This window comes from Pelagibacterium halotolerans B2, from assembly GCF_000230555.1.
Taxonomy (GTDB): domain Bacteria; phylum Pseudomonadota; class Alphaproteobacteria; order Rhizobiales; family Devosiaceae; genus Pelagibacterium; species Pelagibacterium halotolerans.
On sequence record NC_016078.1, the window covers coordinates 2,335,341 to 2,357,403 of the forward strand.

At 59.9% G+C, this 22,063-nt stretch carries 24 protein-coding genes; 6 read left to right on the top strand and 18 right to left on the bottom strand.

What is annotated here, in order from left to right:
- Window positions 1–3: 3 nt before the first annotated feature.
- From arsB to arsH, 3 genes are read left to right on the top strand one after another with little or no spacing between them, the layout of a single operon-like run.
- Complete coding sequence (gene arsB, locus KKY_RS11395) at window positions 4–1,068, top strand: ACR3 family arsenite efflux transporter (RefSeq protein WP_014131500.1); 1,065 nt, start codon at window positions 4–6, stop codon at window positions 1,066–1,068.
- A 1-nt stretch (window position 1,069) separates the two neighbouring features.
- Entirely contained in the window at window positions 1,070–1,492 is a 423-nt protein-coding gene (gene arsC / locus KKY_RS11400; RefSeq protein ID WP_014131501.1) for an arsenate reductase (glutaredoxin), read from the top strand.
- Entirely contained in the window at window positions 1,485–2,204 is a 720-nt protein-coding gene (gene arsH / locus KKY_RS11405) for an arsenical resistance protein ArsH (protein ID WP_014131502.1), read from the top strand. Before arsC ends, arsH begins: the two co-directional genes overlap by 8 nt.
- Before the next feature lie 40 nt (window positions 2,205–2,244).
- On the opposite strand, the gene KKY_RS11410 is transcribed toward arsH, so the two are convergent.
- The 11 genes from KKY_RS11410 to KKY_RS11460 all read right to left on the bottom strand — a co-directional run bounded on the left by KKY_RS11410 (window position 2,245) and on the right by KKY_RS11460 (window position 14,350).
- On the bottom strand, window positions 2,245–3,204 hold the full coding sequence (locus KKY_RS11410; RefSeq protein ID WP_014131503.1) for an ABC transporter substrate-binding protein: 960 nt from the start codon (window positions 3,202–3,204) through the stop codon (window positions 2,245–2,247).
- 22 nt (window positions 3,205–3,226) lie between these two features.
- Window positions 3,227–4,183 (bottom strand): ABC transporter substrate-binding protein, encoded by a 957-nt coding sequence (locus KKY_RS11415; protein ID WP_014131504.1) that lies wholly within the window; start codon window positions 4,181–4,183, stop codon window positions 3,227–3,229.
- A gap of 65 nt (window positions 4,184–4,248) precedes the next feature.
- The gene (locus KKY_RS19610) at window positions 4,249–5,154 is read right to left on the bottom strand and encodes a sucrase ferredoxin (protein ID WP_014131505.1); all 906 of its coding nucleotides are present in this window, start codon (window positions 5,152–5,154) and stop codon (window positions 4,249–4,251) included.
- A complete protein-coding gene (locus KKY_RS11425) occupies window positions 5,154–6,137 on the bottom strand; it encodes an ABC transporter substrate-binding protein (protein WP_014131506.1) in 984 nt (327 codons plus the stop codon). The genes KKY_RS19610 and KKY_RS11425 overlap by 1 nt, the downstream gene beginning before the upstream one ends.
- Window positions 6,138–6,158: 21 nt before the next feature.
- A complete protein-coding gene (locus KKY_RS11430; protein ID WP_014131507.1) occupies window positions 6,159–7,172 on the bottom strand; it encodes an ABC transporter substrate-binding protein in 1,014 nt (337 codons plus the stop codon).
- Window positions 7,173–7,191: 19 nt separating this feature from the next.
- Entirely contained in the window at window positions 7,192–8,172 is a 981-nt protein-coding gene (locus tag KKY_RS11435; RefSeq protein WP_014131508.1) for an ABC transporter substrate-binding protein, read from the bottom strand.
- A 50-nt stretch (window positions 8,173–8,222) separates the two neighbouring features.
- Window positions 8,223–9,200, bottom strand: coding sequence for an ABC transporter substrate-binding protein (locus KKY_RS11440; RefSeq protein ID WP_014131509.1), 978 nt, complete (start codon window positions 9,198–9,200; stop codon window positions 8,223–8,225).
- A gap of 8 nt (window positions 9,201–9,208) precedes the next feature.
- Complete coding sequence (locus KKY_RS11445) at window positions 9,209–10,276, bottom strand: FecCD family ABC transporter permease (protein WP_014131510.1); 1,068 nt, start codon at window positions 10,274–10,276, stop codon at window positions 9,209–9,211.
- Window positions 10,273–11,295 carry a FecCD family ABC transporter permease gene (locus tag KKY_RS11450; protein WP_014131511.1) on the bottom strand — a complete coding sequence of 341 codons (1,023 nt, stop codon included), beginning with the start codon at window positions 11,293–11,295 and terminating at the stop codon, window positions 10,273–10,275. The genes KKY_RS11445 and KKY_RS11450 overlap by 4 nt, the downstream gene beginning before the upstream one ends.
- On the bottom strand, window positions 11,292–12,140 hold the full coding sequence (locus tag KKY_RS11455; RefSeq protein ID WP_244404008.1) for an ABC transporter ATP-binding protein: 849 nt from the start codon (window positions 12,138–12,140) through the stop codon (window positions 11,292–11,294). The genes KKY_RS11450 and KKY_RS11455 overlap by 4 nt, the downstream gene beginning before the upstream one ends.
- Before the next feature lie 320 nt (window positions 12,141–12,460).
- Complete coding sequence (locus tag KKY_RS11460) at window positions 12,461–14,350, bottom strand: bifunctional sugar phosphate isomerase/epimerase/4-hydroxyphenylpyruvate dioxygenase family protein (RefSeq protein WP_014131513.1); 1,890 nt, start codon at window positions 14,348–14,350, stop codon at window positions 12,461–12,463.
- 116 nt (window positions 14,351–14,466) lie between these two features.
- On the opposite strand from KKY_RS11460, the gene KKY_RS11465 reads away from it, so the two are divergent.
- Together KKY_RS11465 and KKY_RS20020 are read left to right on the top strand one after the other, a co-directional pair.
- Window positions 14,467–15,357 (top strand): LysR family transcriptional regulator, encoded by an 891-nt coding sequence (locus KKY_RS11465; protein ID WP_014131514.1) that lies wholly within the window; start codon window positions 14,467–14,469, stop codon window positions 15,355–15,357.
- Window positions 15,358–15,421: 64 nt separating this feature from the next.
- Window positions 15,422–15,979 (top strand): alpha-ketoglutarate-dependent dioxygenase AlkB, encoded by a 558-nt coding sequence (locus KKY_RS20020; protein ID WP_083824047.1) that lies wholly within the window; start codon window positions 15,422–15,424, stop codon window positions 15,977–15,979.
- A gap of 28 nt (window positions 15,980–16,007) precedes the next feature.
- Here KKY_RS20020 and KKY_RS20310 read toward each other — a convergent pair whose 3' ends face one another.
- The 7 genes from KKY_RS20310 to KKY_RS11505 all read right to left on the bottom strand — a co-directional run bounded on the left by KKY_RS20310 (window position 16,008) and on the right by KKY_RS11505 (window position 20,621).
- Entirely contained in the window at window positions 16,008–16,304 is a 297-nt protein-coding gene (locus KKY_RS20310) for a hypothetical protein (protein ID WP_014131515.1), read from the bottom strand.
- Window positions 16,301–16,969: a GntR family transcriptional regulator gene (locus KKY_RS11480; protein WP_014131516.1), complete on the bottom strand. Its 669-nt coding sequence runs from the start codon at window positions 16,967–16,969 to the stop codon at window positions 16,301–16,303. Before KKY_RS11480 ends, KKY_RS20310 begins: the two co-directional genes overlap by 4 nt.
- Window positions 16,970–16,982: 13 nt before the next feature.
- Window positions 16,983–17,762, bottom strand: coding sequence for an amino acid ABC transporter ATP-binding protein (locus KKY_RS11485; RefSeq protein ID WP_014131517.1), 780 nt, complete (start codon window positions 17,760–17,762; stop codon window positions 16,983–16,985).
- Between the two features lie 5 nt (window positions 17,763–17,767).
- Window positions 17,768–18,616: an amino acid ABC transporter permease gene (locus KKY_RS11490; RefSeq protein ID WP_014131518.1), complete on the bottom strand. Its 849-nt coding sequence runs from the start codon at window positions 18,614–18,616 to the stop codon at window positions 17,768–17,770.
- Between the two features lie 3 nt (window positions 18,617–18,619).
- Complete coding sequence (locus KKY_RS19615) at window positions 18,620–19,498, bottom strand: ABC transporter substrate-binding protein (protein WP_014131519.1); 879 nt, start codon at window positions 19,496–19,498, stop codon at window positions 18,620–18,622.
- Between the two features lie 39 nt (window positions 19,499–19,537).
- Window positions 19,538–20,041: a gamma-glutamylcyclotransferase family protein gene (locus tag KKY_RS11500; RefSeq protein WP_014131520.1), complete on the bottom strand. Its 504-nt coding sequence runs from the start codon at window positions 20,039–20,041 to the stop codon at window positions 19,538–19,540.
- A gap of 100 nt (window positions 20,042–20,141) precedes the next feature.
- Window positions 20,142–20,621: a VOC family protein gene (locus KKY_RS11505; protein WP_014131521.1), complete on the bottom strand. Its 480-nt coding sequence runs from the start codon at window positions 20,619–20,621 to the stop codon at window positions 20,142–20,144.
- 292 nt (window positions 20,622–20,913) lie between these two features.
- On the opposite strand from KKY_RS11505, the gene KKY_RS11510 reads away from it, so the two are divergent.
- Entirely contained in the window at window positions 20,914–21,810 is an 897-nt protein-coding gene (locus KKY_RS11510; RefSeq protein WP_041528729.1) for a DMT family transporter, read from the top strand.
- Window positions 21,811–22,063 lie beyond the last annotated feature (253 nt).

Here is a 22,063-nt window from a genome sequence, read left to right on the forward strand (position 1 = left end):
CTGATGACTTTTGATACAACCGCCCCCGCCCCTGCGGGTGGCATCGGCTTTTTCGAAAAATGGCTCTCGGTCTGGGTTGCCGCCTGCATTATTGCCGGGGTCGTACTGGGCAATGTCGTTCCGGATCTGTTTGCAGCGCTAGCCGGCCTCGAATATGCCTCGGTCAATTTCGTGGTGGCCGTGCTTATCTGGGCCATGGTCTATCCCATGATGGTAGCCGTCGATTTCGCCGCCATCGGTCAGGTCGGACGCCAGCCAAAGGGGCTCGTGCTCACGCTTGTGGTCAACTGGCTCGTCAAGCCGTTTTCCATGGCGCTGCTGGCGGTGCTGTTCTTCAATTTTCTCTTCGCGCCGCTGATCGATCCCGCCGACGCCCAGCAATACATCGCCGGCCTGATTCTTCTGGGCGCGGCGCCCTGCACGGCCATGGTGTTCGTCTGGTCGCAACTGGCCAAGGGCGATCCCAACTACACCCTGGTGCAGGTGTCGGTGAACGATGCCATCATGGTCGTCGCTTTCGCCCCCATCGTCGCGGTGCTGCTTGGGCTTACCGAAATTACAGTGCCCTGGGAAACCCTGCTACTCTCGGTCGGGCTCTATGTCGTCCTGCCACTCATCGCCGGCGCTATCACCCGGCAGGTCCTTCTGCGCGATGCCGCAGACACCAGCCGTATCGACGCCTTCAATGCCCGCATCAAACCCGCCTCGGTCCTCGGGCTTTTGGCGACAGTCGTCTTGCTGTTCGGCTTTCAGGGCCAGACGATCCTCGCAAACCCGCTGGTTATCGTCCTAATCGCCATACCGCTGCTGATTCAGTCCTACGGCATTTTTGCCATCACCTATTGGGCCGCCTGGAAATGGAAGGTCCCCTTCAATATCGCAGCACCCTGCGCCCTGATCGGGACATCCAATTTCTTCGAGTTGGCAGTCGCGGTGGCAATTTCGCTTTTCGGCCTCAACTCGGGTGCCGCGCTGGCGACTGTGGTCGGGGTGCTGGTCGAAGTCCCTGTCATGCTCTCGCTTGTTGCCCTTGCCAACCGCACCCGGCATCACTTTACGGAGGTCTGAATTGGCCATCACCATCTACCACAATCCCGACTGCGGCACCTCGCGCAACACGCTCGCCATGATCCGCCAGTCGGGCGAAGAACCGGAAATCATCGAGTATCTCAAGGCGCCGCCGAGCCGCGAAACCCTTGTCGATCTCATCATGCGATCCGGCCTTTCGGTCCGCGGGGCAATGCGGAAAAAAGAGATGCCATACACCGAGTTGGGTCTCGACGATCCTTCGGTCGCCGATGAAACACTGATCGACGCCATGCTGGCTCACCCCATCCTGATCAACCGACCGTTCGTGGTTAGCGAAAAGGGCGTGCGTCAGTGCCGCCCGTCCGAACTGGTGCTCGAAATCCTGCCCAATCCCGATATCGGGCCCTTCACCAAGGAGGACGGGGAAGTCATTATCGACGGAAACGGAAAGCGCATTGTCTGAAATCGACAGTCTCCCCGCCCTCGCCGAAGAGCACTTCCGCCCAATCGACGAAACGGCGCTGCTCACTCCGCAGCACAAGCAACACGCGCCCCGCATCCTGCTGCTGTACGGGTCGTTGCGCGAGCGCTCCTATTCGCGCTTCGCGACTGAGGAGGCCGCCCGCATCCTGCGTCGGTTCGGGGCCGAGACGCGGATCTTCAACCCCCAGGGTCTGCCCCTGCCCGACGGCGCGCCCAAGGACCATCCCAAGGTCGTCGAACTGCGCGAACTCGCAATGTGGTCCGAAGGCATGGTCTGGTGCTCGCCGGAGCGGCACGGGGCAATGACCGGCGTCATGAAATCCCAGATCGACTGGCTCCCCCTGTCCATTGGCGGCATCCGGCCGACACAGGGACGAACGCTGGCTGTGATGCAGGTCAATGGCGGCAGTCAATCGTTCAATGCCGTCAACCAGTTGCGCATTCTGGGCCGCTGGATGCGCATGGTCACTATCCCCAACCAGTCGTCAGTGCCCAAGGCGTTCAATGAATTCGACGAGGCGGGGCGCATGCTCCCCTCGCCATTCTATAACCGGATCGTCGACGTGATGGAGGAACTGGTCAAGTTCACCATTCTGGTGCGCGACCGGGCCGACTATCTGGTCGACCGCTACTCGGAACGGGTCGAAAGCGCCCAAGCGGTTGCCGCGCGCGTCAATCAACGCACGGTCTAGGTGGAGGTGGATCCGCCGGACGCCCGGCGGACCCGGTCGTCTATTCGGCCAGCGGATCGAAGCGACGGCCGCTGATATGCGAGATCACCGTATAGGCCATCACACCCAGCGCATAATAGGACGAGGCCGAAGCCTCCTCGCGCGGCATGACGATCATCTGGTTCTCCCGGCAGGCATGCAGGAAGTCGCAGAAATTGGGCATGACCTGCTCGAGGTGCCCGAACGCATCTTCGGGGGTTTCCAGCGTGTCGGTGCGATAGGTGACGAACAGGAAGTCGGCATCGAGTTCGGGTAGCGCTTCGGCGCTCATGCGCGCAAACTCACCTTCCGGTATGGCGTCGACGCGCTCGGGGAACGCAAATCCTGCGTCTCGCAGCACCCGACCCAATCCGCCATAGGTATGCCAGGAGAGGACTTCCCCATCGACACCCTGAATGACATTGACCGAGATTGAACTTGTATCGATCAGCCGCTTGATCTGTTCGATCTGGCTGTCGTACCGGCCCTCAAGGACCGCGAGCGTATCGGTTGTGCCGGTAATCTCGGCTAGCGCTTCATACATGCCGAAATCGCCACGCACGGTATCATCGAGCACAATGGTCGGCGCGACGGCTTCCAGTTGCTCCACCGGCGCGGTTTGCCACGGCGTGGTGATGATCAGATCGGGCTCAGCCGCAGCGACAGCTTCGACGTCGACGGGCAGATTGCCAACGAAGGCAATGTCGGAATTGTCGAAGTCCACACCGGTCAGGACCTTGGAGGAACGGATAAATCCTTCACCGGATTCTGTGGTGCGCCCGTGGCTGGCCACCGGATAGACGCCCAGTTCGATCAACGGAATGGTGATCGAAAGATCCTGCAGAGACACGATGCGTTGCGGATCGGCCGGAATTTCCACGGTCCTGCCGGCATCGTCGGTAAAGCTGCGGGTCTCTTGTGCGGTGACGGAGGTTATCGTCAGCAGCGCGGCCAGCATACCGACAGTGAGTCTGGTTTTCATTGTAGGTTCCCCTTGGTGAATTTTACCGGGCCAGCGCATCAAGATCGCGGCCCGAGATTGCGGCAAGGACTGCAGAAGCCATCATGCCGGCAGCCGTATAGGAACGGGCGACAGCATCCTCGCGCGGCAAAAGGACAAAGCGTTCTCCCTGGCAGGCCGTCAGAAATTCGCAGAAGTTCGGGGCAACCGTATCGATATCGGCAATGGCCTGGGCCGGGGTCTGCCCGCGCGGCGCATCATAAGTGAGGAACATGAAATCGGCGTCGAAAGCCTGCAGTTCTTCGCCCGAGAACAGTTCGCGGTCGCTGCTTTCGATGCCGTTGAGGATGTCGGGGAAGGTAAATCCGGCGTCGCGCAGAACCTTGCCGATCACACCATAGGTGTGCCAGGCCTGAATCTCGCCGTTCGCCGTAAGAATGATCGAGGCGGAAATGTCGCGATCGCCGATGACGTCGCGGATCTGCTGAACCTGGTTATCGTAGCGGGTCTTGAGAATTTCCAGGCGATCCTGTGTGCCGGTCAATTCGGCAATATCCTCGAAGGTCGCCAGCTCCCCGCGCATGTTGTCTTCGACCACCACGGTCGGTGCGATCGCCTGAAGCTGATCGATCGGCGTGGCCTGGAAGGTCGCCGTGATGATGAGGTCCGGTTCCAGCGCCGCGATCGCCTCGATATCGGCAGGCGATCCGCCCACATTCGCAATGCCCGAATTATCGAAAGTGATGCCGGTCAACGTCGCAGCGCCCCGCATATACGCGCCGTCATCGCCGCTGCGGCTGAACGCGCCAACGGGCGTGATGCCCAGCTCGATCAGAGGAATGGTGAGTGAGCTGTCGTGGAGCGTCACGATACGCTGGGGCGCAACGGGCACCTCAACGCTGCGGCCGGTATCGTCGGTATAGCTGCGCATCTCCTGTGCCGATGCCTGGCTGGCCAGAACCGCAATCGCGGCGGCAGAAAAAAGAGCTTTAAAGGTCATGGATAAATGCCTCACTTCAGTCTTGAGGGGAAAAGAACCGGCAGGTGAGGACCGCCGGCGGGATGTCAGGATGCCCTGGACAAATGGTCCAGGCACCATCGGATTTCGTGGCTGCCGCCACCTTCGGCAACCACGCCGCAATTGCCCTGAATATGGAAGGTTCTCGCGCGCAGGTGGATCGAAAGCCGCTCGGTGTCCAACGCGGCGGAAAGGACGAGCTCGTCTCCGTCCTTTGCGGATTCGGGCAGCGCATCATGGGACAATCGAACGCTCGATACGGAGGCATCGTTGTCGGCGGCCCATTTGAGGGCCGCGAGTTCGGCCACCTGGATCGGCTCGGGCTCGTCGGTACGGCCTTTGTAGGCAGGCAGGAATATCTGCCCGCGCGACAGTGCCTCGATGAATGCCGCAGCCTGGCCCGCCGTCATGCGACCGTAGCGCTGACGATAGGGCATGACGACCAGCGAGGCCGCGAACCGGCAGCCACCGATATGGGTTGCCTGAACGATATGGAATTTCGCCGGATCGGCGACTGCAGCCAGCGCCTTGTAGGTCGAAAAACCGTACCGCGCGCAGCAGGCATCGCGCCGCGAGTCGGTGCACACGATAATGGTGATGCGCGGATCGGACGTTCCGGAAAACACTTTACCGTCGGCGTAGTCGTCGATAGCCGCAATCAGCGCAGCCTCGCTCTCGAAATCAGCACAGACCTGCTCGGGCTGCGCCATGAGCTGGGGCAAACCAGCACTCTCGCCGACGCGGTCGACGAGAGCAACATGGAGGCCCTTTTTCGCGGCATTGTGTATGGAGGCGGCGAGCGCTTCACTCATATCCGCCGACTCCCATCTGGGGGTGCGCCATTTGCCCCGCGGCCAGGCCAGCAGAAGCGCCCGATGCGGCGCATTGCCCGTACCCTCGTGAGGCTCACCTCTTTCAAGGCACAGATCGCGGCAAAAGACGTGGTTGGCCATTATCGGTTGACATCCTCAAACCGCACGAAAGGACGGCCGGCCATGTGCGCCTCGACCATTTCAAGCGCGAGATCAAGCGAGGCCATTGCCGACCCGAAAGTTGGACCAGGCAACAGCACGAACTGCCCGTTCTGGCAGGCTGTCAGCGCCTGGCACCAGCCGGGCGCGAACGTTTCATACGCCGCGCTGATGGTCTGGGGCGTCGCATCGGGCTGTTGGCGGTAGAAGCCGAAAACGAAGTCGGCATCGAGATCCTGGATCAGTTCCGCGCTGTAGCTGATCTGCGGTGTATCGAGCGCGGCCACGGCAGCGGGCTGGGAAACGCCCAGATCCGCCAAAACATGGCTGATCGCTCCAAGTCCGCTTTTATAAACCCAGAGTTCCTCGCCTTCCGGAAACATGAAAGTCAGCGTTGCAGTGATTTCCGACGGGTCGCCCAGGAAGGTCTTGAGGCGCTCGACATTGTCACGATAACGCTGGTAGCGCGCTTCAAATGTGCGCCCTGTGCCGCTGGCATCGGCCAGCGTCCGGAGCGTTTCGATCAGTCCCAATTCGCCATTGTTAATGACGAGCGTGGGCGCGATGGTCTGGAGCTGATCGATCACCGCCGCATCGTTATAGACACCGCCGATGATGAGATCAGGCTCGAGCGCCGCGATCGCTTCGACGTCGAGATCGTTGAAAAGGCCGACAAATTCGATGTCGGTGTTGGGGAAATCAATGCCCAACGTATCCATCCCGCCTCGCAGGAAGGCGTTGCCATCGGCATCGAGACGACCGGCACTTCCAACGACCGAAGCACCCATTTCATAGAGCGGTAGGGTGAGAATCTGATCGTTCAGCGCGACAATGCGCTGCGGTTCGACCGGGATGTCAAAGGTCCCGTTCTCTGCCGTGAATTGGCGGGTTTCCTGGGCCATGGCACCCATGGACAGTCCGCACGATGCGGCCATAACAACCAGTATTTTCAAAAGCATGTTCATTTGAGCCAAATCCTTACAGTCTTATTCGGCCTCGAGCGGCACGAAGCCACGAGTGGCGATCTGGGACACGACAATGTTGAGGACGGAGCGCAACGCGGCAAAGCTGACGGCGCGCATCTCCTCACGGTGGACCATGAAGTACTGATTGGTGCGCGCAGCATGAAGTTCGTCCCGCCAGTTGGGCACCGCTGCATCCCAAAGCTCATAGATCGCCTCCACCGTCGTGCCGGTGGCCGGCCAGTAGGTGCTGATCATGAAATCGGCGTCGAACTCGTGGACGAGTTCGGGACTGACATCGATGCGGGCGTCTTCGAGGTCGGCGATTGCCTCGGGCATGGAGAACCCCAGCTCGTGAATGATCTGGGTCAGCGCGTCATAGGTACGAAAGCCCCGGACCGAACCGGAGCGAGGTTCGATGACCCCCACTGAAACAGCCCCTGGATCGCCGACGGTTTGCGCGATCACCTCCTGCGCCGCGGCGAGCCGTACATCCCAGTCCTCCAGAAGCTCCTCGTAAACATCGAGTTTGCCAGCGACGTCGGCAATCTTTCGGTAGCGGGCCAGAAGATCTTCTTCCCAGCCGGCAATAATGACGGATGGGGCGATAAGGGAAAGCTGCTCATAGCTCTCGACACCGCCCTCGGAGAGCAAAATGAGGTCCGGTTCGGCCAACGCGATGGCTTCAAGATCGTACTGGTTGGGGTCGCCAACCCAGGTGACGTCTGAATTCTCGAAGCGGAAGCCCAGAGCATCGTAGGCGCCGCGCACATAGGGTGCGCCACCATTCACTCCGGCATCCACCCGCCCGCTCGAGCCGACGAGGGCGGCGCCAAGTTCGATCAGCGGCGCCGTGATCTGCTCGCCCCGCAACGAAACGATACGCTGCGGATCGACCGGTATTTCAACCTCGTGCCCCATGTCATCGACAAAGAGGCGGGTTTCCTGAGCCGGAGCTGAAAAAGAGGACAAGCCTGCAACCACGACAAGCGCGGCAGCACTCGCCAGCCGGCCGACCGATTGAAATGAAAAGGTCATCAATAAGAACTCCAAAAATCTAGCGGTCGTCGGCGTTGGTTTCCGGATCGCCGTCCAGCGCAGCCTCGATCATCGGCACGAGGCGCTCGATGCCGTAGGGCAGCGACAAAAGCGTTGCGTGCGAGAACGCTCCCGTCATTTCCTTGCCGGCCAGCACCTCACCGCCGCGCTGGACGACATCGAGATAGGGCCTGTCCGGCAGGGCCAGCACGTTGTCGAAATTTCCATCCGAGGACACCCAGACAATCAGATCGCCATCAAGCGGGGAAAGATCTTCAAGCGACAGCGACGCCCAATAAGGGCTGTCTTCGGTCGCAAGCGCCTCGATCTCCTGCGGCGTCTCAAAACCCATGTCGCCGAGAAGCCGTGCGCGGATATCGCCAGAGGTGTAAGCACCGGGATCGCCCTGACGCCGGATGGCAGCCACCGATGCGGTCATCCCCTGCCATTCGGGATGGGTGGCCGCCACATCAGCAAGCTGGGCGCGGATTGCGTCGACCTGAGCCTGCGCCTCATCCTCAAGGCCGACGGCCAACCCGGTGCGCAGGGCCCGATCGTCCCAGCTCATATCGTAATTGCCCACGCCCGGCGGCACCGCAACGACTGGAGCGATCTGGCTGAGCCGTTCATAATCTTCCGGCGTGACATTGGCCCACAACGCAAGAATGACATCGGGGTCGGCGGCGAGGATCATCTCGAAATCGAGATCGCCACGGATGGTGGCCGGCACCTCTTCAAGAAGGGGATCGGCCCAGGGCCAGACAACGCGCTCATAGTCGCCAAACCAGTATTTGATGACCACCGGCTGGATGCCGAGCGCAAGCAGATCGTCTGCTCCTGACGCATCGATGGTCGCAACTCTCACCGGTTTTTCGGGAATAACCGTCGTTCCGAACTTATGCTCGATGGTCAGTGGGAACTCCTGCGAAAAAGCAGGTCCGGACAGCGAAAAAATGGCGACAGTTGCGGCAAATAGGATCTGGAAAGTATTGGATTTCATGTCAAAGCTCAATTCTGGTTTGAAGGTCCTGAAAATCAGCGCGGCAAGGTCTAGCGCGCGTCCGCGACTACCGTTTCGGGATCACCATCCGCTGCAGCTTCGATCATCGGCACAAGAGCTTCGATCGCGACCGGAAGTGAGAGCAGCGAGACGCGCGCAAACGCGGCGACGACATGGTCGGGAAGATAGATTTCACCGCCTGTTTCATAAGCATGCAGGAAAGGCAGCGCCGGAGAATTGCGGATCTCCTCGTATTCGCCACCGCCATACCAGATGGCGACGTCGGCATCGATCATGGCAATGTCTTCTGGCGAACCTTCGATGTAGAATTCGTCTTGTTTGGAGACGGCATTGAGCGCGTCGGGCAATTGAAACCCGAAACCTTCAAGGAACTGCCCCCGGACGTCGTAGCGGGTATAGGCCCAGGGTCCGCCCTCCCGGAATCCGCCGACCACGGCTGTCATATCAGCCCATTCCGGATGCTGTGTCCGGATCGTTTCAAGCTGGGTATCGATCGCCTCGATGCGCGCGAGTGCCTCAGCCTCTTCACCCAGGGCTCGCCCGGCCAACAAGGCGCGTTGATCCCATGCCAAGGCGTAGTCGCCCACCCCCTCCGGCACCGCAACGACGGGCGCAATCAGGCTCAACTTCTCATAATCGGCCCCCGATATCCCCGAATAGAGGCCAATGATGACGTCAGGTTCCTGTGCCGCAATGGCCTCGAAATCGAGATCGCCCTCAAGAACAAGCGGCTCGGTTGTAAGGAAAGGCTCCGCCCATGGCCCGGCGGTAAACCTGAACCCGTCCTGCACGCGCCATTGCCTGACGGCCAACGGCTCCAGACCGAGCGCGAGAATATTGTCGATCCCTCCGAAATCGATACTGACGACCCTGGCAGGCTTTTCATCGAGGACGGTGGTCCCGAACTTGTGCTCGATGGTCAGAGGAAACTCCTGCGCGAGGGCCGGCGCCGCCTGTAGCGAAAAAGCGCTGGCCGTCAGGAGTGCGGTTAAGGTGATGAATTTCATGAACTGTCTCACAAATGCGATTTGGCCGAGGCCCGTTGCAGGAGGTAGATGAATACGGGCACGCCGATAATTGACGTTATGAGGCCTGCAGGAAGTTGAATGGGCGCAAACGCCGCGCGCCCGATCAGGTCTGCGACGGACACCAGGACGGCGCCGCACAACCCGGTCAAAAGGGTATGAATTCCAATACCGCTGCGCGCGATGCGCCGGGCTGCGTGCGGCGCGATCAAGCCCACAAAGCCAAGCGGACCAACGATCGCGGTCGCGGCGGCGGCAAAGCCGACGCCCACACAGATCAGCCCGTACCGGGCCCATCTTACAGATGCGCCCAGACCGATTGCCGTGTCCTCGCCCATACGCAATACCGACATGATGCGGCTCAGTGCCAGGATCAGCGGCATCAGGACAAGGCTCCAGACCAAGAGCACGTTCACATCGGTCCAGGTGGCCGCATTGACCGAGCCCGCGAGCCAGGCCAGGGCCGACATGGCGCGATCGAGGTCGCCATAGGTAAGCATGGCCGAGGTAATCGAAGAGATGAACGCCGAAACCCCGATACCCAGCAAAATGAACCGAATGGTGTTGTTGCCGCGCCTCTGAAAGCTTAGCGCCTGGACAAGAACCGCAATACCCAGTGCGCCACCAAACGCAAAGACCGGACGCCAGCCATAGTCCAATTGCGGAAACACCACGATGGCCGCAACGACGGCAAGGGCTGCACCCTGACTGATACCGATGAGCGATGGGTCGGCAAGGCCGTTTCGCGTGACGTTCTGCATTGCGCCACCCGACAATGCCATCATGGCACCGGCCAGCGCGGCAACCAGAGCCCGCGGCATCCTGAACTGCCACACCACATTGTCGATGGCCGGCGACACCGTCGTACCCGACAAGGTCGTCAGAAGCGTTGCGAGATCGATATCATAACTGCCCAGCGTAAGGCTGAGCGCCCATATCCCGACAAGCACAACACACAAAACGCCGCAGGCCACAAGTCCGCGCATAGGCAGGCGCAAGGCGATACGCTCGTTTGCCGTGCGCAGGACGACATGGCTCTCCGATGCGGCGACAGTCATCGGGCCCTCATGCGCACGAGTTGGATAAACACCGGCGCTCCAACCATCGCCGTGATGATTCCCGTCGATATTTCACGCGGCGGAATGGCAATCCGCGCGATAGTATCGACGCCAAGAAGATAGGCCGCGCCGATCACAGCCGAATAGGGCACGATCCAGCGGTAATCCGACCCCACGAACAAGCGCGCCACATGGGGAATGACCAGCCCGACAAATCCCATGGGGCCAGCCAGAGCCACCGAACAGGCCGTGAGAACCACGACAACCACGAGCAATTGCAATTTGAGTGGCCCTGTGCGCACGCCAAGGCCCTTGGCCACATCATCGCCCATGGCCAGCGCGGTCACCTGTCGAGCCAGGACGAGCCCTGCCGCCAACGCGACGGCGATCCAGGGTCCCGTCACGTAGAGCATCGAGATATCGCGCCCTGCGAGCGAACCTGAAAGCCAAACGCGAAGATTGTCGAATGTGTCTTCGTTAAGCAGATGCGCAATTGATATGATTGCGCCGAGAAAAGCCGAAACAGCCGCACCCGAGAGCGTGAGCGTCAGGGGCGTCGGTCCGCCGGGCGCCCAATGGGCGATAAAGTAAACGATCAGCGCGGTGACCAGCGCGCCCAGTGCTGCAATCCATGGCAGCCAGTAAAGCGAGGCGGCACCAAAAAGGAATGACGTGATGACCACCGCAAAGGACGCACCCGCCATCAGTCCCAGCAGCCCCGGATCGGCCAGCGGATTGCGGGTAACGCCCTGCATAAGCGCTCCGGCAACCGCCAGCGCGGCCCCCACCGTGAGCGCGATGAGCGCCCGCGGCAATCGCAGATCCCAAACGATCATATGATCGAATATGGTCGTGTCTCGGCTGAAGATGGCCTCGAGAACCGTCGTTAGGGGCAAGTGTTTGGCGCCTACCGCAATGTGCAGGCCGAAAAGCAGCATCACCGTGACGAGAAGCACCGGCAACCCCGAAGCGCTAAGTGCCCCCCGCCGTGAACGCGGCGCATGCGCGACCGAACTCATGCGACCCGCACCGCGGCCTTGCGGCGCGCATGAGTGCCCAGCGGCACGCAGACCAGATGGCCCGTGGTCGCATCGCGCACCACATGGGCATCGAGATCGAAGACTTCCTTGAGCCGATCGGCGGTAAAAATGGCATCCGGCGCGCCCTCGCAGGCAATCTGGCCATCCTTCATCATGACGAGATGATCGGCATACGCTGCCGCGAGGCTCAATTCATGAAGCACGACAACCAGCGTTCGCCCGCCGCCATGGGCCAGGTCGGCCAGCAACTCCATAAGGTCCACCTGGACCTTGAGGTCGAGGAATGTGGTCGGCTCATCGAGCAGCAGCAGATCGGTTTCCTGGGCAAGCACCATGGCGATCCAGCAGCGCTGACGCTGCCCGCCCGACAGCGAATCCACCGGCCGGTCGGCAAATTCGGTGACCAGGGCCGTCGCCATTGCCTTTTCGACTGCATCCTCGTCCTGTCGAGTCCATTGACGCATCAGGCCCTGATGCGGAAACCGGCCCTGCCCGACCAGCTCCCGGACAGTCAAGCCCTCGGGGGCGATTGGTCCTTGGGGAAGGATGCCCATCGCGCGCGCCACGTCGCGGCTTTTCGAGGCATGGATCGACTTGCCGTCAAGCAACACCTGTCCGGTGGTGGGAGAAAGAATGCGCGCCATGGTCTTGAGCAGCGTCGATTTGCCCGAACCGTTCGGCCCAACCAGCACCGTCATCTTTCCGTTCGCGACGGCAAGCGAAACGTCCGAAAGGATCGGGGGCCCATCATAGCCGGCGGAAATCGCTTCGGTTGTCAGGCGTACGGGCATATTTCCGCCGTCGGAAGGATCACTATTGGGCATCTTGCCCTCTCGTCTTCTGATGCCTTGAGCAAGAAGGCGGCGCCTCGGAGAACGCGCTTCAGTGCTTCACCTGCGCCACCCCGGAACTCCAAGGCGAAAAACAACAGGGGCAGTCATAAGTACTGAACATGACAATTGCAATCATATTTATGCGCAGCGCTGCCCAATGTCTCCGAAGTCCGCTGACAATCATGTGGCAATGCCCCTTGACCATCCGAGGATATTGAAAGAACGCGGACGGATCCGCCATCGACCGGTTCCAGCCGGACACAAGACGAGGCGTCCGACAGCCGTCATTGCAGGGCAGGAAAGAGAGCGGCCTAGCGCGCCGGTATGTGCTTGTCCCTGAGGCTTCGTTTCTGTGCCGCGATCCTGAATTGGGCGTTGGGCGCACCATAGCCGTCATAGCCGTTGCGGCGTTCGACGATCTCGAAGAAGAACCCGTCACCATAAAGCGAGGAATAGAGCTGGAAATACTCCCCCTGACCGTCGCGGTCATACAGGATATTGCTGGCCCTGAGCTGGCCGACGAATTCGTCCTCCAACCCGAACCGGGCCTGCAGGTCCGCGAAATAGTTGGGGGAGATTTCAAGGAAGGCAAAACCAGTGGCCCTGAGCGCCGCGGCAGTCTTGAAGATATCGGACGACGCAAAGGCGATGTGCTGTACCGAAGATCCGAAACTTTCCGAGATGAAATGCCCGGCCAGCGTCGAACGCTGGTCCGCCCCGTTTAGCGTGAACCTGATGCTGCCTTTTTCGTTTTCGATGACCTGACTGCGCACCAGACCTGCCGGATCGACGACATCGAGCATTGGGGTTTTGTGCGTATCGAAAAGCGTCGTGTAGAACAGCAGCCAGGTGAGCAGTTCCTCGTAGTTCATGGTCTGGCCGATGTGATCGATGTGGGTGATCCCCATATCGGGGCTATCGCGCAAAGCGACCGGGGTGAATTCAGTCTCCCAAACCTTGGCCAGTTCGCTCTTGCCATCGACGAAATGCATCAACCCACCGCCGACTCCGCGGATTGCCGGAATCTTGAGCTCCCCCGGACCGACCGGTTGTTCGAACGGCTCCGCCCCCAGCGCCCTGGCACGTTCGACGGTCGCTTGTGCGTCCTCGACCTTGAGCCCGATATCACACACGCAGGTGCCGTGCATGAGATAGGCCGAGTGCGCAAAGCCTTCACGCTCGGTGTTGATGACGATATTGACCCCGCCATTGCGGTAGAGATCGACATGTTTGGCGATGTGACGTCCGGCGTGGGCAAAGCCCATAGAAGCCAGCAGTGCCTTCAGGTCTTCTGCTTCGGTTTCGTTGGCGGCGAATTCGATAAACTCGACACCCTCCACGGCAATCGGAGCGGGCATGGGCGCCAACTCGGTCTTGATCTGGGGCTCACCCCGCCGCACCGCATCCATTAGCGCAATGAGCGACCGGTGCCCATCCGCCGCAATTGTACCGGGTGAGCCGCCCCGGAACTGGTCGTTGAATATCTCCAGCGACCACATGCCGTCATAGCCGGTGGCGGCCACGGCCGCCGCAAACCCTGTAACATCGAGGTCGCCCTGCCCGGGCATGGTACGGAAGTGCCGGCTCCAATAGAGCAAGTCCATGTCGATCATCGGTGCATCGGCCAACTGGACAAAGAAAATCTTGTCGCCCGGCACCGAGCGGATGGTTTGGGGATCGACCTTGCGCGCTATGGTGTGGAAGCTGTCCACGATCAGCCCGACATTGGCATGGTCGGCACGCCGCACGATCTCCCAGGCATCGCGATGGTCGTTGACATGGCGCCCCCAGGCCAGCGCCTCATAGCCGATCCGCAAGCCGCGCTTCCTGGCGCGCTCGCCCAGGTCACGCAGGTCGGCTGCCGCCCTGTCGATCCCACCCAGCGCGGCAGGCGAAACATTCGAGCATACAAGTACAAGATCGGTGCCAAGTTCCTCCATGACATCGAACTTGCGTTCGGCCCGGTCGAAAGCCCGGCCGCGTTCGGGCTCGGGCAAACCTTCAAAGTCACGGAACGGCTGGAACAGGGCAATTTCGAGCCCGTGATCCCGGACCATTCGACCCACTTCCCGTGGCCCGCCATCGAACGCCAGGAAATCGTTCTCGAAAATCTCGATGCCGTCAAACCCCGCCGCGGCAATTGCCGCCAGCTTCTCCCGCAGATCCCCACTGATCGAAACCGTCGCGATCGAGGTTTTCATGCTGCTTCTCCATCCTGCGGCCAGCCGGGCACAACTCCGATCCACACTAATTGCAGCAATTGACTAACACAAATATCTACTTATAACGAAGATATAACATACTGTTATGGAACCCCATGCTGACGCTACGCCAGATCGAAATCGTTCGCGCGATCGCCGTTTCGGGTTCCGTGGCCGGTGCGGCCAAGCTGCTCAATGTCGCGCAACCGGGGATCAGCCGGGCCATGAAGCATATTGAGGCGTCGTTGGGCCTCAAGCTGTTTGTCCGCCGCGCCGGCCGCTATACCCCCGCGCCCGAGGCCACCGGAATATTCCGCCAGATCAATGAAATCCACCGGAAGGTGGACGATCTCGGATACGTCCTTTCAAAGCTCAATTCGGGCGAGGATGTCGAACTCCATCTGGGGTCTGTTCCCTCCATCGCCAACGCAATGGTGCCCAACGCGGTCGCTGCCATGCGCAACGCCATGCCCAGCATTGCGCTCAATATCGAATTGCTCAAGATCGAGGAAGCGATCGACTATCTGCTCTTGCAGCGCGGCGAAATGGTCTTGATGAGCTATAGGCTCTCCCATCCGGCGCTAAGCTTTACCCCGCTGGCTCATGGCAGTCTCAAATTCGTCGTCCCGCCCGACCATCCGTGTGCCGGTTACGAAAGCATAACTGTGGAGGAGATTGCCCGCTATTCGTTGATCGGCATCGATCCGAACGATCCCTACGGTCGGATCATGGCAGAGTTGTTCGAACGGGCCAATCTCGACATTCACGTGCCGATCAAGGCGCGGTTCGGCTCGACGGTGATTTCGCTTGTCGAGCGCCATGTGGGCGTGGCCGTGCTCGATTCCTTTTCCATCGCCGGAATCGGGGCCGATCGTTTGCGCGCCATTCCCATAGAAGCGGAAACCCGATTTCCCGTTTATTACGCGACCCGGAACGACTGGACACTTTCAAGCTCGGCTGAAAAATTCCTGCGTTATCTCAGAGCAACGATGAAGGAACATGGCTGAGGGAAAAGCAGTCGCACGGCCAGGTCGACAAGCTGCTCCCGCAATTGCCGGATGCGAGGTTTCCATGTTGCCACCCGATGCCCGCTATATGCCCGACTATGTCGACGAGACGCATGAGGCCATGCTCTTGAATACTATTGATCGGTCCGCATGGCTCGGGGATCTCAAGCGGCGCGTTCAACATTATGGCTTTCGCTACGATTACAAGAGCCGGCGCGTAACCAGGGAGTCCTCCCTTGGCCCTTTACCGGATTGGCTGAGCATCCTTGCAAACCGACTCCGGCAAGATGGCGTTTTCCAGACGCAGCCTGATCAGGTGATCATCAATGAGTATCTGCCTGGCCAAGGCATCGCCGCTCACGTGGATTGCGAGCCCTGCTTTGGCGAAACCGTCGCATCTCTCAGCCTCGGCTCTGCCTGTGCGATGGAATTTGCACACGTCCAATCCGGACGCACTGCGGCCCATTTTCTTGCACCCCGCAGTCTGCTGGCGCTGAGTCATCAAGCGCGGTTCAACTGGACTCATGGAATTCCTGCACGCAAGTCCGACATCGTCGACGGCAGCAAAATTGCACGTGGGCGGCGGGTATCCCTGACATTTCGGACTGTTATTATAAAGTAGTCGCGCCGAAAAGCGCGTGGGCTTAGACCTACCGCTGCCAGTGGGACACGATCCGGTACAGCATCCGCCCGTCGCCCATCGGAGAAAGTTCGACAAGCCAGCTTTTTGCACCGATTTCGGTTCCGGCGGCCGTGCGGTATGGTTCCAGGTCGAGCCTGCATTGCCCCTCGCCGCACGGCCGGCAGGTGCCACGCGCCACAGCGCCATCCGAAAACAATACCCGCACTTCCTGGTCAGGCCCTTTATCGGATAGCGCGGTATCGACAACGCCCTTATGGCCGGGGAAAAAGTGACTGTATGTGCCCTCGAAGCTGGGTATGCTCACATCGACTCCAGCGCCTCACGGACGATGTTGGACGTTGTTTCGATGTGGTCCCTCGCAGCCTTTTCCGCTGCCTCGGGATCGCCGCTCTCAAGTGCTTCGAATATGCTGCGATGCTGCGCATTCGAAGCCACCGTCTGCTCCTCATTGAAGAAAATCGGTAGACGAAGATTCCAGTAATGGAACTGTGTTCGCTCGTGCATTTCCGCCAGCAGAGGGTTGGCCGCCATGGCAACGATCGTCTCGTGGAACGTCCTGTCCAGACGATTGAGTTCAGCGCGCGAGATCTCCTTGTAGTTATCCATCTTGCTCATCAGAGATATCAGGCGCTTCTTCTGCTGGCTGGACCCGCGTTGCGCCGCCAGCCGGGTGGCGTAGCTTTCCGTACTGATGCGCGTCTCGAAGATGAAGCGGGCATTTGCCGGGTTTGTCGCCTCGATCAGCCAGCCACGCCGCTGGCGGCTGACGAGCCCTTCTCCCTCGAGCCGCAGCAGGGCCTCGCGGACCGGTGTCCGCCCGACATTGATTTCGCGGGAGATCTCGTCCTCGACCAACCTCGAACCTTGCTTGATCTCAAGCGAAATGATGCGGTTGCGCAGAAGCGCATGCACATCGGCGGCGAGAAGTGCATGGCCGGACGATTTTCCGATCGGTGGTATTGAAGTCATGTATCGCATACCCTCAATTGGTGTGCAGCGCTAAGAACTGACGACTCCGCTCGTGCTGAGGATTTGCAAAGAACTCGGCCGCTGGCGAGTCTTCAACCATCTCACCATCGACCATGAAGAAGACACGGTCCGCACACCCTTTTGCAATAGCCATCTCGTGGGTCGCGATCAACATTGTTTGCCCTTCATCAGCCAGTGTTTTGATGGTCGCAACCACTTCCTGCGAAAGTTCGGGATCGAGCGCACTTGTCGGCTCGTCGAACAGCATTACCTTGGGATCGAGCGCAAGAGCCCGTGCGATGGCGACGCGTTGCTGTTGCCCGCCCGAGAGTTCTCCCGGATAAGAGCTGGCCTTCTGGCGCAGCCCCACCTTGTCGAGCAGTTCGAGCGCCCGCGCCTCCGCCTCGTCCCGGCTGCGGCCCAGGACAAAGCGCGGCCCGGATGCAACGTTTTGGACAGCGGTCATGTGCCGGAAGAGATTGAAGCTCTGAAAAACCATGCCGATGGACTTGCGCTGGGCACTTATCGTCTTGTCGGAAAGCTGTTTCAAGGCGCCACCCTCCTCGCGGTAACCGATCATTTGGCCGTTGACGTAGACGCGTCCACCATTGATTTCCTCGAGATGGTTCAGACAGCGCAACAGAGTCGATTTCCCCGAACCCGAAGGGCCCAGAAGGGCGATAACCTCGCCCGTCTGAACGCTGAATGATATGCCTTTCAGAACCTCAAGCGGGCCGAAGGACTTCCTGAGACCGGAAACGACGATGGTTTGATCGGTAGCAATCATGTTCATTTGCCTCACCTCACCGGAAACGTCTTTTCAAGGATCGTCTGGATGACCGTCACGACCGCCGTCATCGCAAGATACCAGAACGCGGCCACCGCCAGCAGTTCCACGACCCGGAAATTGGCCGAATAGATGCCCTGAGTGATACGCAGCAGTTCGAGGAATCCGATGACCGACGCCAGCGAGGTGGATTTGAGCAGCATGATATATTGATTCCCCGTCGCGGGAATGATGATCCGTGCCGCCTGGGGAATAACGACCTGCCATAGCACCTGTCCGTGACGCATGCCGATTGCCCGCGCGGCGGAGCGCTGCCCCTTATCAACGGCGAGAATGCCACCGCGGATGATCTCGCTCATATAGGCGCCCTCGGCCAGGCCCAACCCCAACACCGCCGCGATAAACGGGGTTACAAGGACAGGCATCGGGGCGCTGAAAAGGAGGTCCCCGCTAAAGGGCAAACCGATTTCCAGCCGCGGGAACATCGTCGGGAACGCATTGTACCAGAAAAGGATCTGAATCAGCATCGGCGTGCCGCGGAAGAAGTAGACAAATGTAGCCGCGAGCGAACTCAGGATCGGGTTTCCGCTTAGCCGCATAAGAGCCACGATCAGGCCAACCACGACAGCAACCGCCATCGCAACCGTTCCAACAAGGACCGCATTTCCGGCGCCGATCAGAACCTGGCCGCTGGTCAGATAGGTGAAAAAGACCTCCAGGCTCATGATCTCGGCGCGCACCGCAGCTATAGCGAGCAACCCAAGGATCGCAAGTGTGACAGCGCCGAGGAGCCAGGCTCCCCAGCGCCGCCGGCGAACAATCCGAACCGGGCCGGGTTCGGCAATCACGCTGGCCGACAATCGTCAGTTCCTCTCACTTGCAGGAAGGTTGACAGTAATTTCAGGAAGGGCGCCGCCCTCCAGACCCCACTTTGCCAGCAGGTCGCGATAGGTGCCATCCTCGAGCATGGCCTGGGCGGTCGCCTGCACCGCATCACGCAGCGCCGTGTCCTCCTTGGAGAAGGCCCAGGAGGTGACGTACGGCGTCAGGATATAGTTGCCACCCGCGATCGCATAGTCGCCAGGCGCGTTGGAGATGAAATAGACAAGGGCCGGAAAATCGCCGAGATAGCCATCGACACGACCCAGGTCGAGTTGCGCACGCGCATCCGGCGCCGATGGAAGCTGGTCGATGGTGAACGGCTCTTCGCCCGCCGCCTCGCATTCCTGATTGGCAGTTTCGAGCGCAGCCATAATCGTGTTGCTGCCAAGCAGCATGGCGACGGTGCCGCCGCAGAAATCGGCGATGGTCTGGTAGCTTTCGGCGTCCTCCGCCCTGACGAGGATGGAGCCACCGGACATCATGTAATTGACGAAATCTACAGTTTGTTCGCGTTCAAGCGTGTCGCTGATGCCGCCCGAGGCGACATCGAACCGTTGAGATTCGAGGCCGGGAATAAGTGAAGCGTATTCGCCATGGATATAGTTGAGTTCAAGACCGAGACGGCTTGAGATTTCCGCCAGGAGGTCGGCGCTCACACCGACGACTTCGCTCGCACCGGGCTCCTTGTACTCGACAGGCGGAAACGTCTGCTGCGACCCGACGTTCAAAACGCCGGCATCCCTGATATCGTCGGGCAGTAACTCGACGCCCATATTGTCCTGCGCGTTGGCCGTCGCAACGCCAAGGCATAGCCCCAGTGTCATAGCGACGAGCCCCGATGCACTCCTGATATAGTCCATTTTCCTCTCCTTTGAATGTCTGGTGGCGCCCCTCAGCACCTACCGTGAAGCAGCCGATTTCCCTGGTATGGCCGATGGGTTGGGCCGGTCTGCATCCGGACAAGGCGCAGCGGCCTCGTACGTGTCGAGCACCGACTGTATGTAGTCTTGGGGAAAGCCGTGATCGCGCATGCCCTTGGGGATATGGTCCCAGTAGTAATTGGGCGGCCGCATGGCGATACCCGGCTGGGTAAGCCGATAGGTCCAACAGTCATAAGTCTTGCCGTCGTCGCCGATAACAGTGACCGTGCACCGTTCGAAATCGTCGTAATCGTCCTTGAAGTGCATATGGTCGTGCTTGAAGACGATGCCATGCACTGTGGTTCCCCACGCTGCCGAGCATGTGCTGTTGAAATGGCACCAGCCACGATCGGTCCGCTCACCCGCCGCATGGAACGTCAGGCGGTGATTGGGCGCTATCGCATGGGTGACCTGCTCCGCATTGGGCATGAACCGACGCAATTCCGCATCGTCCAACCAGGTGCAGTATCCGAAATAGTACATAAACAACCTCGATTTCATTCGCGGGCTTGAGCCCCGTAGCATTACGGCGCCGTGAACGCCGTACATATTATCGTATATTGTTTCATATACGAATCAAGACCTATTCTGACTCTGCAAGCGCCTTTTTGATGCGCTTCGGTCCGCCTTGGGTTCTACGCACTTCAAGCACGACCCCGGCTTTTGCCTGCGTATCGAAATAGCAAAAGCCCGATCCATCCTCGCGCTTGCCGCGCGCAATGACATCCATTCCGAGAGCGCGCCCCTCGGCCTCGGCAGCGTCCCGGTCAGGGACTTCAAAGCCAATGTGATATACCCCTTCCCCATGCTCATCGAGAAACCTGCGCTGCGGCGAATCCATCTCGCCCGGGTCGCAAAGCTGGAGTTGCAGCGCCCCCAGATCAGCGCAGCGATATTTCATCCTCGCAGACGCCTCGCGGTTCGGAACCTCGAATTCGAGGTAGCTGGTGCCCTTTTCGTAGTCGTACCAGGGGCCGATGCCGATGCTGTTGTAATAGGTCTCAGCCCGGTCGATATCCCGAACCAGGATGCAGATGTGATGGGGCTGCCCGAAGATAGTCACTTTATGCTCCGTTAAGTGCTGCACATCCGTGACGCTCGAAGGGCCTCACGATTGGTATATAGTTTCGTATATGAAGTAATATGCTAATTCAACTCCCTCTTCGCTGTTCCTGGGCAAAATGTGAAATCGACTCCAGTGGGCCACCCGCGGCAGCCGCTGCCCACTGCCGTATCAATCTCAGGCTCAATTCATATATATTGCAATATGCAGAATAATATATTATCGAGCAACAACCTCCCCCATTGCTCGTTTCAATCGTGAAGAAGTTGGAGGCCCCTTGCGAGACGAGGCCATGGCGGACAGCACCGAAATCCAACATGCGACGATTGTAAAACGGCACGGCAGACGGCTGCCTCAAATCGTCCTGGCCCTTTTGGCAATGCTGTCGTTCGCCCTCTCCGACGTTTTCGCCAAGATGCTGGTAGGCGATATCTCCGCTTTCCAATTGGCCCGATACCGATATCTCGGCGCCGTGCTTGTCCTCATCCCTTTCATCATGATCCGTCCGGCGTCGCTCAGATCGCGTGCCCCCGGACTTCAGATTATGCGGGGCCTCCTGATGTTCGGGGCGACGGCGATGCTCATTTCGGCGCTGGCGCTCATGCCAGTCGCCGAGGCAACGACGCTGGTCTTCGTTTCCCCCATAATCGTAACGCTTCTGTCTGCCACCTTGCTTGGAGAGCGCATTGGCATGCTCCGCACGGCTTGCCTGCTCGGCAGCCTGGGCGGCGTCGCGATGGTGGCGAGGCCCGACCTGATCGGTCCCGATCCATCGATGCTCCTGCCGTTCGGGTCTGCGCTGTGCTGGGCCATCGCAGCAATCCTGACCCGCCCAACACAAGCTCGGGGAGATCGTTTCGATACCACCCTCGTTTACGCAACGCTTTCAGGCTTCGCGGCCGTTTGCATCGTCGCGGGCCGTTTCGAGCCTCCCGAAGCCGTCCTGCTTCCGGCAACGCTGGCCATGGTTGCGTGCTGGCTGGCCGGCCACGCTGCAGTGCTTGCCGCATACAGGCTCGGCAGGATTGCCGACGTCGCTCCGATCTCCTACTCGCAAATCGTTTGGGCAGTGATCTTAGGGCTGGCCTTTTTCAGCGAGGTTCTCGACGCTTTGACACTGCTCGGCTGTGGCATCGTCATCGTCTGCGGCGCCATTGCCAGCCGCCAATCGGACGTGGCGCGCCCCTGAACGACCCTTCGGCTCCTCATCTTAGAGCCGTTCAGGATTTGATTGAATCAAATCCTTGGCTCTAAGCCTTTGTTTTATCGCGTGTCCGAACCGCAAAACCGTTTCCACTCTTGCTGGACACGCTCTAGCCCAGGTCGATACCGGCATTGCCAGATATCCAGCGCAGCCCGGCCGTTGTTCCAGCGCGGTGCGCGCAACAGCCACGCAATCGCCCTGTCGGACGAACAAACCAAATTCACGGACGCGCAGCCGC

What these genes read in the sequence shown, in the direction of transcription:
- KKY_RS11500 (WP_014131520.1), bottom strand. Translation starts at nt 20,041, where the DNA reads ATGTACTATTTCGGATACTGCACCTGGTTGGACGATGCGGAATTGCGT.
- KKY_RS11460 (WP_014131513.1), bottom strand. Translation starts at nt 14,350, where the DNA reads ATGAAAACCTCGATCGCGACGGTTTCGATCAGTGGGGATCTGCGGGAG.
- KKY_RS11425 (WP_014131506.1), bottom strand. Translation starts at nt 6,137, where the DNA reads ATGAACATGCTTTTGAAAATACTGGTTGTTATGGCCGCATCGTGCGGA.
- KKY_RS20020 (WP_083824047.1), top strand. Translation starts at nt 15,422, where the DNA reads ATGTTGCCACCCGATGCCCGCTATATGCCCGACTATGTCGACGAGACG.
- KKY_RS11485 (WP_014131517.1), bottom strand. Translation starts at nt 17,762, where the DNA reads ATGAACATGATTGCTACCGATCAAACCATCGTCGTTTCCGGTCTCAGG.
- KKY_RS11445 (WP_014131510.1), bottom strand. Translation starts at nt 10,276, where the DNA reads ATGACTGTCGCCGCATCGGAGAGCCATGTCGTCCTGCGCACGGCAAAC.
- KKY_RS19610 (WP_014131505.1), bottom strand. Translation starts at nt 5,154, where the DNA reads ATGGCCAACCACGTCTTTTGCCGCGATCTGTGCCTTGAAAGAGGTGAG.
- KKY_RS11440 (WP_014131509.1), bottom strand. Translation starts at nt 9,200, where the DNA reads ATGAAATTCATCACCTTAACCGCACTCCTGACGGCCAGCGCTTTTTCG.
- KKY_RS11455 (WP_244404008.1), bottom strand. Translation starts at nt 12,140, where the DNA reads ATGCCCAATAGTGATCCTTCCGACGGCGGAAATATGCCCGTACGCCTG.
- arsB (WP_014131500.1), top strand. Translation starts at nt 4, where the DNA reads ATGACTTTTGATACAACCGCCCCCGCCCCTGCGGGTGGCATCGGCTTT.
- KKY_RS11450 (WP_014131511.1), bottom strand. Translation starts at nt 11,295, where the DNA reads ATGAGTTCGGTCGCGCATGCGCCGCGTTCACGGCGGGGGGCACTTAGC.
- KKY_RS11510 (WP_041528729.1), top strand. Translation starts at nt 20,914, where the DNA reads ATGGCGGACAGCACCGAAATCCAACATGCGACGATTGTAAAACGGCAC.
- KKY_RS11415 (WP_014131504.1), bottom strand. Translation starts at nt 4,183, where the DNA reads ATGACCTTTAAAGCTCTTTTTTCTGCCGCCGCGATTGCGGTTCTGGCC.
- KKY_RS11480 (WP_014131516.1), bottom strand. Translation starts at nt 16,969, where the DNA reads ATGACTTCAATACCACCGATCGGAAAATCGTCCGGCCATGCACTTCTC.
- KKY_RS11465 (WP_014131514.1), top strand. Translation starts at nt 14,467, where the DNA reads ATGCTGACGCTACGCCAGATCGAAATCGTTCGCGCGATCGCCGTTTCG.
- KKY_RS11435 (WP_014131508.1), bottom strand. Translation starts at nt 8,172, where the DNA reads ATGAAATCCAATACTTTCCAGATCCTATTTGCCGCAACTGTCGCCATT.
- KKY_RS11410 (WP_014131503.1), bottom strand. Translation starts at nt 3,204, where the DNA reads ATGAAAACCAGACTCACTGTCGGTATGCTGGCCGCGCTGCTGACGATA.
- KKY_RS19615 (WP_014131519.1), bottom strand. Translation starts at nt 19,498, where the DNA reads ATGGACTATATCAGGAGTGCATCGGGGCTCGTCGCTATGACACTGGGG.
- KKY_RS11430 (WP_014131507.1), bottom strand. Translation starts at nt 7,172, where the DNA reads ATGACCTTTTCATTTCAATCGGTCGGCCGGCTGGCGAGTGCTGCCGCG.